Source organism: Sphingomonas sp. R86520, assembly GCF_042466285.1.
Classification (GTDB): Bacteria; Pseudomonadota; Alphaproteobacteria; order Sphingomonadales; family Sphingomonadaceae; genus Sphingomonas.
On record NZ_JAXHBZ010000001.1, the window covers coordinates 3,862,110 to 3,875,896 of the forward strand.

General features: G+C 64.4%; 12 protein-coding genes. 6 read left to right on the top strand and 6 right to left on the bottom strand.

Features of this window, described 5'->3' with window-relative positions; translation table 11 throughout:
* Positions 1 to 38 precede the first annotated feature (38 nt).
* Positions 39 to 299 carry a DksA/TraR family C4-type zinc finger protein gene (locus SJY41_RS17865; RefSeq protein ID WP_380783559.1) on the bottom strand — a complete coding sequence of 87 codons (261 nt, stop codon included), beginning with the start codon at positions 297 to 299 and terminating at the stop codon, positions 39 to 41.
* Positions 300 to 526: 227 nt separating this feature from the next.
* Here SJY41_RS17865 and SJY41_RS17870 point away from each other — a divergent pair, with 227 nt between their 5' ends.
* Positions 527 to 1,384, top strand: a complete 858-nt coding sequence (locus SJY41_RS17870; RefSeq protein WP_380783560.1) for a serine hydrolase — start codon at positions 527 to 529, stop codon at positions 1,382 to 1,384.
* A 149-nt stretch (positions 1,385 to 1,533) separates the two neighbouring features.
* Positions 1,534 to 3,102, top strand: coding sequence for a beta-xylosidase (locus tag SJY41_RS17875; RefSeq protein ID WP_380783561.1), 1,569 nt, complete (start codon positions 1,534 to 1,536; stop codon positions 3,100 to 3,102).
* Positions 3,103 to 3,248: 146 nt separating this feature from the next.
* Here the strand turns inward: SJY41_RS17875 and SJY41_RS17880 are convergent, their stop codons facing one another.
* Positions 3,249 to 4,256, bottom strand: coding sequence for an EthD domain-containing protein (locus SJY41_RS17880; RefSeq protein WP_380783562.1), 1,008 nt, complete (start codon positions 4,254 to 4,256; stop codon positions 3,249 to 3,251).
* Positions 4,257 to 4,564: 308 nt separating this feature from the next.
* Positions 4,565 to 5,050 carry a PilZ domain-containing protein gene (locus SJY41_RS17885; RefSeq protein WP_380783563.1) on the bottom strand — a complete coding sequence of 162 codons (486 nt, stop codon included), beginning with the start codon at positions 5,048 to 5,050 and terminating at the stop codon, positions 4,565 to 4,567.
* A gap of 255 nt (positions 5,051 to 5,305) precedes the next feature.
* Here SJY41_RS17885 and SJY41_RS17890 point away from each other — a divergent pair, with 255 nt between their 5' ends.
* The 4 genes from SJY41_RS17890 (at position 5,306) to SJY41_RS17905 (ending at position 8,872) form a co-directional block, all read left to right on the top strand.
* The gene (locus tag SJY41_RS17890) at positions 5,306 to 7,114 is read left to right on the top strand and encodes a TadE/TadG family type IV pilus assembly protein (protein WP_380783564.1); all 1,809 of its coding nucleotides are present in this window, start codon (positions 5,306 to 5,308) and stop codon (positions 7,112 to 7,114) included.
* The gene (locus SJY41_RS17895) at positions 7,111 to 7,749 is read left to right on the top strand and encodes a TadE/TadG family type IV pilus assembly protein (RefSeq protein ID WP_380783565.1); all 639 of its coding nucleotides are present in this window, start codon (positions 7,111 to 7,113) and stop codon (positions 7,747 to 7,749) included. Before SJY41_RS17890 ends, SJY41_RS17895 begins: the two co-directional genes overlap by 4 nt.
* 71 nt (positions 7,750 to 7,820) lie before the next feature.
* Positions 7,821 to 8,408 (top strand): TadE/TadG family type IV pilus assembly protein, encoded by a 588-nt coding sequence (locus SJY41_RS17900; RefSeq protein WP_380783566.1) that lies wholly within the window; start codon positions 7,821 to 7,823, stop codon positions 8,406 to 8,408.
* Positions 8,409 to 8,518: 110 nt separating this feature from the next.
* A complete protein-coding gene (locus tag SJY41_RS17905; protein WP_380783567.1) occupies positions 8,519 to 8,872 on the top strand; it encodes a hypothetical protein in 354 nt (117 codons plus the stop codon).
* Between the two features lie 162 nt (positions 8,873 to 9,034).
* On the opposite strand, the gene SJY41_RS17910 is transcribed toward SJY41_RS17905, so the two are convergent.
* The 3 genes from SJY41_RS17910 to SJY41_RS17920 form a co-directional block, all read right to left on the bottom strand.
* Entirely contained in the window at positions 9,035 to 10,303 is a 1,269-nt protein-coding gene (locus SJY41_RS17910; RefSeq protein ID WP_380783568.1) for an alpha/beta hydrolase, read from the bottom strand.
* Positions 10,300 to 11,283 (bottom strand): acyltransferase family protein, encoded by a 984-nt coding sequence (locus tag SJY41_RS17915; protein ID WP_380783569.1) that lies wholly within the window; start codon positions 11,281 to 11,283, stop codon positions 10,300 to 10,302. Before SJY41_RS17915 ends, SJY41_RS17910 begins: the two co-directional genes overlap by 4 nt.
* Before the next feature lie 246 nt (positions 11,284 to 11,529).
* Positions 11,530 to 13,653 carry an AsmA family protein gene (locus tag SJY41_RS17920; protein WP_380783570.1) on the bottom strand — a complete coding sequence of 708 codons (2,124 nt, stop codon included), beginning with the start codon at positions 13,651 to 13,653 and terminating at the stop codon, positions 11,530 to 11,532.
* Positions 13,654 to 13,787: the final 134 nt, after the last annotated feature.

Genomic DNA, 13,787 nt, shown 5'->3' on the forward strand with positions numbered 1-13,787 from the left:
ACCTGTTTAGTCGAACGGCGCCTTCAAGCCCGGAAGGATCACCGCAGCTGGCTATCCTTGCTGCCTCGCCGATTGATCGCTGCGGCTACTGGCCGGTCGCGGCCGCTCTGGCACGCTACGCAGGTCCGCACCCCCGGAATCGCGCGCTGGCGTCCCTCGGGAATATCGCCGCCGCACAATGTACAGAATGGCTCGCTCGCGCCGCTCGGCATGCTCGCCCGCGCCGATATCACGGCGTCCGCCACCGTATCGTCGATCTGATCCTGCACCGCGCCATCGCGCGTCCAACCGCCGGCCATCTGTCTCTCCTCACCGTCGGCATATGGGAAGCAGCGGGCAACGATTCCATCCCGGATATCCGGACCGACGTGCCCTTCTAGCTATGCCTTTCGCGCACACTGCCGACCGCTTCGCCATTGGCGGCAGTTCCCAAGCGTGCAACACGATACGTTCAGGTTTTTCAGGGTAGAATGAGCGCGTTGCTGAAGGACAAGGTTCGCTGAAGGACAAGGTTCAAGGACGATTGATGCGCGCACCCCTGATTTCCCGCCTGCTTTCCTTCGCTGTCGCCACCAGCTGCCTCGTGCCGGCGCCGGCGATCGCTAGCTCTCCCGAACTCATCGGGCTCGAGCGCCAGCTGAGCAAGCTCGTCGCGGAACGCTCCGGTGACTACGGCATTGCCGCCCTCGACCTCAGCGACGGCTCGACCGTTGCGATCAATGGCGACATCCCGTTTCCGATGGCGAGCACGGTCAAGGTCGCCATCGCAGCCGCCTACCTCGCCGATGTCGATCAAGGCCGACGCAGCCTCGGCGACATGATCGTCGGCCGGCCCGCTGCGAAAGTCCTGGAGCTGATGATCGTCCACAGCGACAACCATGCCACCGATCAAGTGCTTGCCGCTCTTGGCGGCCCCGCCGTCATCCAGCAGTGGCTATGGTCGCACAAGATAACCGGCATGCGCATCGACCGGAACATTGCCCAGCTCCTCAGGGAGACCGGCCACCTTGCCGACAGCAAGGATGTCGCCACCCCGGTCGCCATGGTCACGCTGTTGAACAAGCTCGACAACGGCACCGTTCTGACGTCGCAGAGCCGGGCCTTCCTGTTCGAGCTGATGAGCCGATGCGCGACCGGCACGCGTCGGATCCGCGCGCTGCTTCCGGCGGGTACGCGGGTAGAGGACAAGACCGGGACGCTTGACGGTGTCACCAATGACGTGGGGTTCATTACCATGCCCGACGGCCGCCGTGTCGCGGTCGCGGTGTTTGCACGCGGTGGGCGCGATCGCCAGCCTGTCATCGCCGAGGTCGCACGGGTGATCTACGACCGGTTTGCGGACAGCGTCCGCAACGCCGTCGCCATCTTCATGCGAATGCAGTGACCGCCATCCGAACGACGAGGTTGGGACAGTAGGCGGCGGGCCCGACGGTCAGGCCGCAGCCGAAGCCTCGCTTCGCTGCCAGGACTTGCCGTGGATGCTGTTTGCGCTACCACTCCCGTCAACGACGAGAAAAGACCAGGGGTGTGGATATGCGTTGGCGGTCATGGGCGGCACTTGCCGTCGCGGTAGCGACACCGTGCGTTGCATCGGCGAAGGACGCCGCCGTCACGCGTCAGATCCGCGTCGATGTCGCCACGGCAGGCGCGCCGGTCGATCGATCGTTCGACCTGTCGATCGGGTCGGATTTCCCCGGTACGCTGATCCGCAGCGATAGTCAGGCACAGCTCAAGACGGCGGTGGACGAGCTCGGCTTCCGGTACATCCGGTTCCACGACATCTTCCACGACGTTCTTGGCACCGTGCGCAAGGTCGACGGCCGGATCGTGTACGACTGGACCAAAGTCGACCAGCTGTACGACGGCCTGCTCGCCCACCACATTCGCCCGTTCGTCGAACTCGGTTTCACGCCGAATGCCCTGAAGACCTCGGAACAGACGATCTTCTACTGGAAGGGGAACACGTCGCATCCCGATCCGGCACTGTGGCGCGACCTGATCGACGCGTATGTCCGGCATGTTCGTAAGCGCTACGGCGCCGACGAAGTGCGGCGCTGGTATTTCGAGGTCTGGAACGAACCCAATCTGGCCGGTTTCTGGGAGAAGGCCGACCAGAAGGCCTATTTCGACCTCTATGCGAGCACGGCGCGCACCATCAAGGCGATCGATCCCGCGCTGAAGGTGGGGGGGCCGTCGACGGCCGGGGCGGCATGGGTGCCCGAATTGCTGGCGTTCACGAAGCGAAACGCGGTGCCGATCGATTTCGTGACGACGCACACGTACGGCGTCGATGGCGGCTTCCTCGACGAAGAGGGCAAGCAGGACACCAAATTGTCGGCATCGCCCGACGCGATCGTCGGCGACGTCCGCCGGGTGCGGGCGCAGATCGAAGCGACGTCCTATGCCGGACTGCCGCTGTACTTCACCGAATGGAGCACGAGCTACACGCCGCGCGACTTCGTCCACGACAGCTATGTCAGCGCGCCGTACATCCTGACCAAGCTCAAGCAATCGCAGCTTTATGCGCAGGGCATGAGCTACTGGACGTATACCGACCTGTTCGAGGAACCAGGCCCCCCGCCGACACCCTTCCACGGCGGTTTTGGCCTGATGAACCGGGAAGGCATCCGCAAGCCGGCCTGGTTCGCGTACAAGTATCTGAATGCGTTGCGGGGCCGCACGATCGCGCTTGGCGACGACCATGGCCTGGCTGCGGTCGACGGCAAGCGGATCGCCGCTTTGGTGTGGGATTGGCAGCAGCCGGTGCAGTCGGTCAGCAACAAGCCGTTCTATACCAGGCTAGTGCCGGCGACCGTCAGCACGCCGATCGCGGTCCGGTTCGAGCACGTGTCGCCAGGCACGTACCGGCTGCAGGTGCACAAGACCGGCTATCGCCACAACGATCCATTCTCGCTGTATATCGAGATGGGGATGCCGAAGGCGCTCGACGGCACGCAACTGGGACGCCTCCAGCGCGCAACCGCGGACCTGCCCGAACAGGACCGCGTCGTCACGATCGGCAAGGGCGGGTCGGCCAGCGTGACGGTGCCGATGCACAGCAACGACGTTGCGCTCGTCACGCTGGAGCCGACCGCGCGCTGACACGGAGCGCGCGTGACGACCGGCGTTACCCGACCCTTTCGGGTGTCAGGCCATCGCCCCGACCTTGCTGGCTGCGGACGCATCTCCGTCGGCGGCGTCCGGCATGGACATGGTCGACTGCCGCGAACTCCATGCCGTTTCCTTCGCTACCGGCCGGGCCGCTTGGTCGCGACTTCCGGGGACAGCCGGTTGATGACCGAATAGTTGACCGCGCTCCACCATTCCGATCCCTCGCCGGCAAGCGCGTTCTCCGACGCTTCGATGGCGGCATGGTCGCTGCTGAGCAGGTAATCCTCGACATCGTTCATCGACGCGAAGGCGAGGATCGAGACCGCGTCGATCTTGCTGCCCTCCGGGTCCGTCTGCGTCGAGCCGATATTGTGAAGCTGTGCGTAGCGCCGCACGAACTCGTGCGTCGCCGGCTGGCCGAGGACCAGGTCGGCATGATCGCCGAGCAGGCGGCGCTGGAACGCGTCGCGCGACAGATCGGGCCGGCGCACGTGTATCTTGACCAGGCTGATCGCGTCGCGGTGACGCTCGCTGGGGATCAGGATGTATTCGCGCGTGATCTCGCGCGTCACCATCCGGAACGCGGTCTGCTCGTCGGCGATGATGCGCTTGGCGAACTTCTCCTGGCCGAGCGTCGCCTCGATGTCGTCCTCATCGGCATAGGCGATATAGGCGAGCCCGTCCCAGCGCGGCCGCTTGAACTCGGGCACCCGCTTCCAGGGATCGGACGGCAGCAATCCCTGGTGGTCGATCATCGCGCGGTACGGCAGGGCAAAGCCGGACGACGGCCCGGACGCGACACGGTGCACTTGGTCGTAGCGCACCACGCGTTCCGACGAACTGCCCGGTTCATCCCAGGCGAATTTCGGTCCGTGCACCTTGCGCCAATATTCGTCCCAATGTTCGAAACTGAGATTGGGATCGCCCTCCAGCGCCAGCGCACCCGGGCGCCAGTTTGGCCGATGGACTTCGTTTCCGTGCCGGCTCTTGGCCGAGCCCGTATCCTGCGGTCGCTCGCTGCGGGGGGTATCGTCGACGCGGCTGACGAAGGTCGGCGTGACGATCAGCGGCTTCCCCGAAGGCATTTGGGTCCGGCCCAGCGGCGGGCGGTGGAGGTTGTCGGCGCGATTGAAGTCCGTCGGCATGGCGGGTCCTTGTTGAGAAGGTCAGGCAATCAGGCGATCGGCGCACAGCCGCTCGAATAGCGCGAAGAACGCATCGTCGGTCGGCTGGTATCCCGTAAAGCCACGTCCCACGACGACGGCGGCGATGAATTCCTAAGGGCCGGGCCGGTTACGAAGGCCGCCGTAGCGCCGACGATATCCGGTTGCTTCACGGTCCCTGCCGGATTTCAGTTGGCGTAGCGCGAGCGCTAGTCTGCCTGCCTGTGCCGGGGCCGCATAGTTCGACGCGAATCGCAGCGGGAAACGGGATGCGGTGTCGGTTTCAGGCGTCAGGTCGCGGCGGTGTTGAGCACGTCGGCCGCGGCGGCGAGGGGGGCGGCCAGCGCGTTATAGCAGGAGATCGCGGCGAAGTACGCGATGCCCAGCCCGGCGATCGCCAGACAGATGAACTGGAATGCCGCCGAGCGCTGCCGGTTACGCTCTGCATGCCTGGCATTGCGCCGGGCGGCATCTTCCCTCGTCAGCGTACGCCGGTCGGATGTGGGTGGGCGGCTCTTCAAAACGGGCTCGGCGATAAGCGCGGCTATGCTTACCGGGTCCCGGGTGCGGACGCCGAAGCGACTGCCGCCGTTCCAGACGACCCGACCGATGATTGCGAGCGTGCCACGCCGGATGTCGACGTACGTGCCGATCGCCGGCGGACTGTCGCTGGACAGGAGCACGCCCTTGTCGGAAACCTCATGGATGCATCCGTCCGACCATTTGCCACCGACGTTCATGCGACACGCGACGGACAGTTCTCTGGACTGCAGCAAGTGACATCCGATCTGACCAATATTTCGAACGGGATCGGTAGATCGACGTGGTAAGGCGTTCAATCAGGGTAATATACTCATTCCCGGGGTAAGAGCCTCACTTCGGGTGGACGTCCAGCGATCGCCGCCGGGCCCCGATCGCGGCGCAGCGCCGCACCGACACTAATATTTTAACGATATCAGGTCATTTTGAGGGGATTAGCCGCATAACGGCAACCGTTTCGGTTGCATGGCGGCCCCGTCAGCGAGACCCAGATGCCGAGAAGTCGATCATGCCATTCTACCGGCATCCTGACGCGCCTGCGCAGGAACGTGGCCGGGAACGTGCTGGTATTGGCCGCCGCAGCGATGATTCCCCTGTGTGCCATGGTTGGTGGCGCGCTGGATCTCAGTCGCCTGTACCTGACGAAGGTCAGGATGCAGCACGCGTGCGATGCCGGGTCGCTGGCCGGCCGGAAGGAGATGGGCGGCGGATCGTGGGACGCGACGGCGCAGAAGGCGGCTAGCGACTATTTCATCGGCAATTTCCGCGAGGGCTCCTACGGGACCGGCACGACCACCGCGCTCTTCACCTCCTCCGGATCGGATGTCAGCGGCACGGTTACGACCATGGTGCCGATGACGCTCATGGCGATGTTCGGCTTCCCCGCCAAGAAGCTGTCGGTCGTTTGCCAGACGGCCATGCAGCTGCCCAACACCGACGTGATGTTCGTGCTGGACAATACCGGCTCGATGGCCTGCCTGCCGAGCGAGGGGTCGTGCGGCGGCAACGTGCGCTCGGGATCGAAGATCACCGTCCTGAAGAACGCGGTGAAGTGCTTCTACGAGGCGCTCGCACAACAGAAGACCGACGCGACGAATTGCGCATCGAACACCTACCAGGGGATAAACTCGGACTCGCAGCTGCGGTTCGGCTTCGTGCCCTATTCCTCGAACGTGAACGTCAGCCAGCTTCGCCTGCCGCTGAGTTACTTCGCCAAGGCCTGGAATTACCAGTCGCGCTCGAAGACGCTGGATTGGTCAGCCTGGCAGAACACCAACACCGCGTGCAGCAATCAGCCCGCCAACACGGCAACGCAACAATATCGGGCGGTGGGTTCCAGTCCCTGCACGGTTCAGACGCGGACCAAGACCGAGCCGTCATGGCTGTACGCCCAGACGAACCTGTCGATCGACGTGACGAGCGCACTGGCAGCGTTCCAGCGCTATGCGATCCCCACCACGCCGCCGGCAGGCACGATCAAAGCGCCCGGCATAGGCTCGAACTATAGCGATCGTAACGTCGACTGGGACGGCTGCATCGAGGAGCAGGTCGCGACGACCAATATCAATGCGGTGCCCAATCCGAACGACCCGACGACGTTGTTCGCGCCCGTCCTGCCCGACGTCGTCTATCTCCGCAATTCGCCGTCCAGCATGAACATGAACAGTTTCACGCGCGACAATTCGACGTACGCGGGCGACTATTACAACAACATGGCGAACTACCGGTATTTCTGTCCGACCCCGGCCGAGAAACTGACCGGAACGGATGTCTGGACGCCGACGAAGTTCAGCACATATGTCAATTCCCTGGTCCCGGTAGGCAACACCTATCACGATTACGGAATGCTGTGGGGCGGCCGTCTGCTCTCACCCGAAGGCATGTTCGCCGCCGAGAACGGGACCACGAGCAGCGGCGGCGTCATTCAGCGCCACTTGATCTTCATGACCGATGGAGACGCGCAAGCGAACGCCTGCGACTATACGAATTACGGCGTGGCGTGGTGGGATCGCCGCACGAACGCGACGGTGGGAAGCTGCGCGGTCACCGAGGATCCCAATCTCACCAACGACGTGAACACCAGGCTCGCGAGCCTTTGCGCAGCGGTGAAGAACGAGCCCAACACGCTGGTCTGGGTCATTTCGTTCGGCGGAACCGGGATTACCAACGACACCAAGAACCGGCTCAGGGGCTGTGCGAGCGACGACGATCATTTCTTCGATGCGACCAGTGCGGCGGCGCTCAACAGCGCCTTCCAGGACATTGCGGCTCGCATCGCCCAGTTGAGGTTGGAACGATGAGCATCATTTTGGAAGCCGTTCGGGCTGGCGTCAAATGTGCCCGCGGCGCGACCGTCATCGAGTTCGCGATGGTAGCGCCCGTGCTGCTGCTGCTGCTCATGGGCTTGTTCGACATCGCGCACACCGTCTACGTCAAATCGGAACTCACCGGCCTGGTACAGAAGGCTGCGAGAGACTCGACGCTGCAGGACCAGAGCACGCTTGCCGGCCAGACCGCGCTCGACGCCGATGTGATCAACCAGGTGAAGGTGCTTGCGCCCGGCGCGCAGGTCACCGCCGTCCGCCGGTTCTACCGGAACTATACCGATGCGACCGCCAGGGTGCCGGAGAACTGGGGCGATACCGACCATGACGGCCGGTGCGACAACAACGAATCCTATACCGATCTCAACGGAAACGGCGTGTGGGACGCGGACGGCGGCGACGGCGGCTCGACGTCGCAGACGCCGGGCGGCGGCGCCCAGGATCGCACGATCTATACGGTCAAGGTTTCCTATCCCCGGCTGTTTCCGCTGTGGAAGTTCATCGGCATGACGTCCAAGGCGACGCTGGTCGCGACGACGATCCTGTCCAACCAGCCCTATGCGGACCAGTCGAGCTACTCCTCGAACCCGACCACGCTCCATTGCGCATGATCGCTCCAGTTCCACCTTGCGCTCGGCGTGCGATACGCCGCTGCGCCGCGTCGTCCTCCGGCCTGGCGCTCATGGAGTTCGCGCTCGCGCTGCCGATCGTTCTCCTGCTCGGCCTGACGGGTATCGAATACGCCAACTGGACCGTGACGAGGATGCAGGTAAGCCAGCTCGCCCTGCAGCTTGCCGACAACGCATCCCGGATGGGCACCGCGGCAAGCGGTGGAAAGGTCGTGTACGAGGCCAATATCAGCGAGACGTTCGCCGGCACCCAGTTGCAGTCCGGCGCGCTGGATCTGAACACAAAGGGGCGCGCCTTCCTGTCGTCGCTCGAACCGACGGACGTGACGGCGACGGCGCCCACGGCCTACACGATCCGCTGGCAGCGTTGCTACGGCAGCCTGACCGCGCAGGCATCGCGCTACGGGCTTCAAGGCAACAGCAAGCCGTCGGGCATGGGCGCGACGGGGCAGCTGGTGAAGCCGCTACCGCAGGGCGCGACGATGTTCGCGGAAGTCTATTATCCCTACACGCCGCTGTTCAGTTCCGTGATCGTCCCGTCGACCTACTTCGACGAGACGGCATCGATGGTCGTGCGCGATCAGCGAATCATCGGCAAGGCGCCCACTGCGACATCGGGAATGGCAGCAGCGACATGCTGAGCGCGACCACCTTGGAACCGCCGCACACGAGCAGTGCGCCGACCCTGGCGCAAGATGCGGGAACGGGCGAAACTCACCGCCGAACGACGCGACCGCCATCCCCGGACAAGATGACGGCAGCGGCGCCGACCCGGTTGCACGCGGAAGACGCCGCGCCGCATCTGCTGTATTTCGGAACGACCGTGGTGCAGGTCGGCAGGATGTTCATCAGGGTCGCGAACGATACCATCAATCTTCGCACCGGCGAATATAAGCTGTTCCTGGCCATTGCCACGGCGAGCGGCTCAGGCGTGAGCCTGGACGATCTGCCAGCCGTGATCGGGCTCGAAACGTCGAAGCGATCGATCGCGGTCGTCCGGACCAACATCTACAACCTCCGCAAGAAGATTCATGCGCTGGGGCTCTTCAAGCTGTCGACGAACATTCATCGTTCGGCGATCTCATACACGCTCGACGGCCTGTAAGCGGAATCCCCACGACGCCTGCCCGGTAGATTCGGTCCACTTGCCGGATCGACGGCCGGGTATCTGCCGCCGTGTATCCACGACCGCGTATCGCCGACCGTGGTCGCTAGCCGTCCTGCGGTGGCCGATCGAGTCGCACGCCCGTACGCGCCAATGCGCTCCTCAGCGCGAGGGCGATCCGAGGACGCGAAGCCCGCTCTCCTGAGCAGCGGCGTATTCGCGCTGGCCGGTGGACGCTGCTTCGGGTGCGACGCCGTGAGCGGTCATGAATTGCGCGATGACCTGAATGACGGTTTGGTTGGTGACGCTGTCGAACGTCGTGTTGAACGCATGGCCCGAGTACGGGAACATCACCAAGCGCGTCCGTCCGCCTAGGGCGGTCGATTTCGCCGCGAAATTCTCGACCGCGGCGGCCGGCAACAGCGGATCGCGAGCACCCGCGAGGATAAGCGTCGGCGGATTGGAGCGCGCGAGGTAGCGGCGCACGTCGGCCGCGGCATACCGTTCCGGATATTGGTCGGGCGCGCCGCCCAGATACCGCGTCATGTACGAGCGTTGCAGGCCCTGAAGCTCGCCGGGGTTCTGCCACGATCCCAGCGGATCGATCAACGGCGCCTTGGCGACAACCGCGGCGACGCGCGGAACAGGCGATCCGCACTCGACGTCATACCCTCCGGTCCCCGCGGAATATCCCGCTGCGATCGCCAGGCTGCCGCCGGCGGATGCGCCGCTCAACGTCAGTCGGTTGATGTCGATCGCCAGCGTATCGGCATGTTTCGCGGTCCATGCGAGCGCGCACAGGACGTCGCGCGTGGCCAGATTCCAGGTCGGACGATCCGCGCGCGCCAGTCGATAGTCGATGCTGATGACGGTCCAGCCCTGGTCGGCATAGGTTCGCATGTTTGCGGCACCGACTTCGCGTGTCCCTTCGACGAATCCCCCGCCATGGACGACCATCAGCACGGGGCTTCGGGCACTCCAGGGCGTTTTTGGCGGTCGGTAGACATCGAGCCAGAGCGGCTCGCCGCGTGGCCGGGAATAGATCCGGCTTTCGTCGGGGCCCGCATTGTCGCTGAACTGCCGCGTCGACAACGTATCGACCAGATTGATCCGAACGCCATTGCTGTCGGCGATATAAAGAAAATGCGCGAGGACGCCTGTCGCAACGAGCATCGTGATCGTTGCGGTCGCAACCAGGCTTGCGGTTACGCCGGTCGCCCGTCGCGAATGGGCGAGGCTACCGATCAGCAGGACGGCCAGCGCGGAGAGCAGGAACCAGGGCGCGCGGTTGGGTACCACGTCGAACGCATAGATCCTGACCCAGGGAATGACGGGTATGATCGCCGAGAACAGGACGAAGAAGCCCGGCAGGACGAGAAGCCAGCAGAGCGTCAGCACGCCCGTACGAAGTAGCTGCCAGGTCTGGGTCAAAGGACTATCTCGCGTGATGATACGGCGGGTTCGACGAGGGGCGGGGGCTGGATCGATGGTGCGCGCGCCACCAGGCCGAAGATATGCGCCGTGCTTCGGTGTCGACGCAGCAGCGCGCGCGCGGCGATCAGCGTGAGAATGGACGCGACCAGCATCGGCTGGCCGGCGACCCCGCATGCCGCCCACAGCGCGAATGCCATCGGATGCCATAGATAGAAGAACAGGCTGTCCCGGCCGACAGGAACCAACACCGGAACGAACGTCGACAGTTTCCGGACGACCGGCAGGAGGCAGATCAACGGCAGGCACGACGTCAGCTCCGCCGCGACTTCGGCGGCGGGATTGGGTGACCCGTATAATCCACACCACCATAGGAAGCCGATCGGCGCGAGGATCAGCGCGGCAACATATTTGCCCTGGTCCGGCCCGCGCTCGGCGACCCGCAAACCGTAGAAGAAATAGATCGAGTAGATGAAGAACCGACGGTCCGGCAACCAGCCCAGCTGCGTCGCCGAATGACCGGCGCCGAACAGGTACATTGCGGTAATGCTGACGGGGATCGCGGTGGCCAACATCGTCAGCGGCGGGCGTCGGCTCAGCGTCGCGATCAGGATGAACGCCATCATGACCGGTACGAACCACAGGTGGAACGGCGGCCGGACCAGGATGGAGAGGGGGGTCATGATGCCGATACTGCCGGTGATCGCCAGATACACGGTGGTCGCCACGAGCCAGGGCAGGATCAGGCGATCGTAATATTTGAACAACAAGCGCGGTAACGGTGTCGAACGCGCTCGCTGCAAGTTGAAGAGATAGCCCGTCAGGCCGATGAACAACGGCATGCGAATGCCGGCACCGACCCAGGTGAGGAAGCTGGTACGGTGGGTCAGTTCCGAGAAGTGACCGAGGATGACCGCCAGGACGAGCAGGCCGCGAAGCAGATCGATGCCGGTGTTCCGCCCCCCCTTCCGATCCGCCACGTACTGCCCCCAGCTACAAACCATCGAAGCTTACCGGGTGCTCGTCAGCAAGATGTTAACGTGGCGCCTATTGCGACGGTGCCGTCCGCGCGCGAGATACGTCGCGGCGGCAGGGGCGCAGTATGGTGCATACGCATAGCCAGGGCAGAGGCAGGCGACCGGCCACGCAGTGTTACCGCGTAAATGCGCGTTCGCTCGACGGTTCGAGCACCACGCAGGCGCTCGCGACAGTCCGGTACGGCGCTCTTAGAAAATCCCCAGGAACTTCTTCTTCTGCCCCTTCTTCTCTGCCGCCGAAGCCTTGCCGTCCTCGGCCTTCGCGGTCGTTCCGTGGCCGACATCGTCGCGCGCTTCGCCCTTGGTGGTACGCTGCGCGTTCGCGGTCGCACCGGCGAGCACCGGGCCGCACGCTGTGGACTTCGCATCGCCCACGTCGACGAACGCCAGGATCCCCGCCACCGGGGTCGCCACCAGCGCCAGCCCAAGCCCGCTGCCGACGCGCGCCAGCAGATCCTTCGAGATGATCTGCAACGCCGGTGCCGCGAACATCCCGCCAAGCCCCACGGGCGACTGCCCGGCGAACAAGCTGAACTTCTTCGAATCCGCGCGAAACGCCAGATCGACGGCTTCATTCCGGAAGCTGAACCCGCCGCGGCCAACGATCACGTTCTTGCGGGTATCGATCAGGATCGGATCGGCCGCCGCAACGCCGCCGCGCACGGTGAAGCCGATCAGCCCGCAATTCACCTGCACCGGTTCCTTCAGCTTGCCCTGGAACATCCGCTGCGCGAACGTGCCGATGTCGAGTTCCGCCAACTGGATGTTGCGCACCGACAGCGCACCCGTTGGCATCACGAATGCGATCCGCCCATGCGAGGACGCCAGCGAGTCGTGGATCGAATCGCCGCGGCCATCCAGCTTGATGCGGCCCTTGATCACGCCGGTGGTGCCCGACTCGACTAGGCCATAGCCCTTGAGCAACCGGCCCATCGGCGTCGGTGCGAGGCGGATGTCGTACGACACGGCGCTAGGCCGCTGCCGCGTGTCGAAGATCACGTCCGACGCGACGTTGCCGCGCGCCATCGCGAAGGTCAGCGGCGACAGCGCGAGACGTCCGCGTTCCAGGTCCAGCGTCAGGTCGACGTTGGAAATCGGGATGTTCTTCGATTTCACGACCCCGATCGTCCATTTCAGGTCCGCATCGAAAATCTGCATCGTCGCGACCGGGAAGTTCGCGTTCGGCAGCAGGCGTTGCGCACCGGCCCCGGTCGCGGCGGCCGCGGCCACTGCGCCCTTCGATTCGACGATATCAGGGTTATACCCGATGAACGGCGCGGCATCGACGATGTCGAGGCTCTTGGTCGCCAGCACCGAATCGAGATGGATGCGCGCGCCGTTGGTGATCGTCAGCTTGCCCGCGAGATCGGTATTGCCCGCCACGCCGGTCAGGTGCGTGAAGCGATATTCCTCGCCGTGCTTCACCACTTGTCCGCGCAGCCGATAGGTCCGGGTGTTCGGGATCGCGACGTCGATGATCCCGAGCAGCGTCGACAGGTTCGCACCGCGCGCGGTGACCGCCAGCGGTACGTTCTCGACATCGGCGATGCTCGGCAGCGTGCCGGCGACATCGATCACGTTGCCGGCCGCGCGCGCTCGGGCGACCAGCTTGTTCTCGCCGCGGTTGGCGGTCGCATCGGGCGACAGCAATTGTGCCGTCACCGTGAACGGCGTCTCGCGCAGGCGGCCTGTACCCTTCAGCCCGACCGCACGCCCGATCGTCGCATCGACCGACCGGATATCGTCGACCTTCAGGTCCGCGAGCACGCGCATCCGCGGATCGAGATATCGCACGCTCGTGCCGGTCACGGTCGCGACGTCGATCCGCGGAAACTCCAGCGGCTCGCCACCCTTCTTGTCGCTGAACGTCCATGTGTTTGCCGTATGACCCGCATTCCACTCCAGATCGACCGCGCCGTTGGCCAGGTCGAGCCAGTATAATCGCCGCTTGCCGAAGATCAGCGACAGCGGCGCGATCCGCGTGTCGAGCCTGTCGGCCTGGAACAGGTTCGGCTTGCTCGCCCAGTCGGGGTTCGAGAGCGTGAACTGCTCGGCGTAGAATTTGATTCGGAACGGCGCGAAATACAGCTGGAAATCGCCGCGCACGGTAACGGTGCGGTGCGTCATCGACCCGACGATCCGCTCGAACGGGTGCTTCAGGAAGCGTCCCTTGGTGATGTACAGCACCAGCCAGATCGCCACGACCAGCGCGATGATCCCGAGCAGGATGTTGCGGATGATATGCCGCTTGCGTTTTGTCTCCGCCGCGGGCGGGGAGGGGGCGTCGATCGGCTGCGTCGGGCTGGCGTCCATGCTAGGCGTATCGCATGGCCGCGGCGCCAGTTCCACAGCGGTTGATATTCCTTATCAATCCGGGTATCGGCCCCGCTTCCTCGAAGGGAACGCGTTCTACGAATCGCCCGGCCAGTGTGGGCTGCCGCGGCGAT

Excerpts from the sequence above, each read along its gene's own strand:
- SJY41_RS17865 (WP_380783559.1), bottom strand. The coding sequence starts at position 299 with ATGGCCGGCGGTTGGACGCGCGATGGCGCGGTGCAGGATCAGATCGAC.
- SJY41_RS17870 (WP_380783560.1), top strand. The coding sequence starts at position 527 with ATGCGCGCACCCCTGATTTCCCGCCTGCTTTCCTTCGCTGTCGCCACC.
- SJY41_RS17875 (WP_380783561.1), top strand. The coding sequence starts at position 1,534 with ATGCGTTGGCGGTCATGGGCGGCACTTGCCGTCGCGGTAGCGACACCG.
- SJY41_RS17880 (WP_380783562.1), bottom strand. The coding sequence starts at position 4,256 with ATGCCGACGGACTTCAATCGCGCCGACAACCTCCACCGCCCGCCGCTG.
- SJY41_RS17890 (WP_380783564.1), top strand. The coding sequence starts at position 5,306 with ATGCCGAGAAGTCGATCATGCCATTCTACCGGCATCCTGACGCGCCTG.
- SJY41_RS17895 (WP_380783565.1), top strand. The coding sequence starts at position 7,111 with ATGAGCATCATTTTGGAAGCCGTTCGGGCTGGCGTCAAATGTGCCCGC.
- SJY41_RS17900 (WP_380783566.1), top strand. The coding sequence starts at position 7,821 with ATGGAGTTCGCGCTCGCGCTGCCGATCGTTCTCCTGCTCGGCCTGACG.
- SJY41_RS17905 (WP_380783567.1), top strand. The coding sequence starts at position 8,519 with ATGACGGCAGCGGCGCCGACCCGGTTGCACGCGGAAGACGCCGCGCCG.
- SJY41_RS17920 (WP_380783570.1), bottom strand. The coding sequence starts at position 13,653 with ATGGACGCCAGCCCGACGCAGCCGATCGACGCCCCCTCCCCGCCCGCG.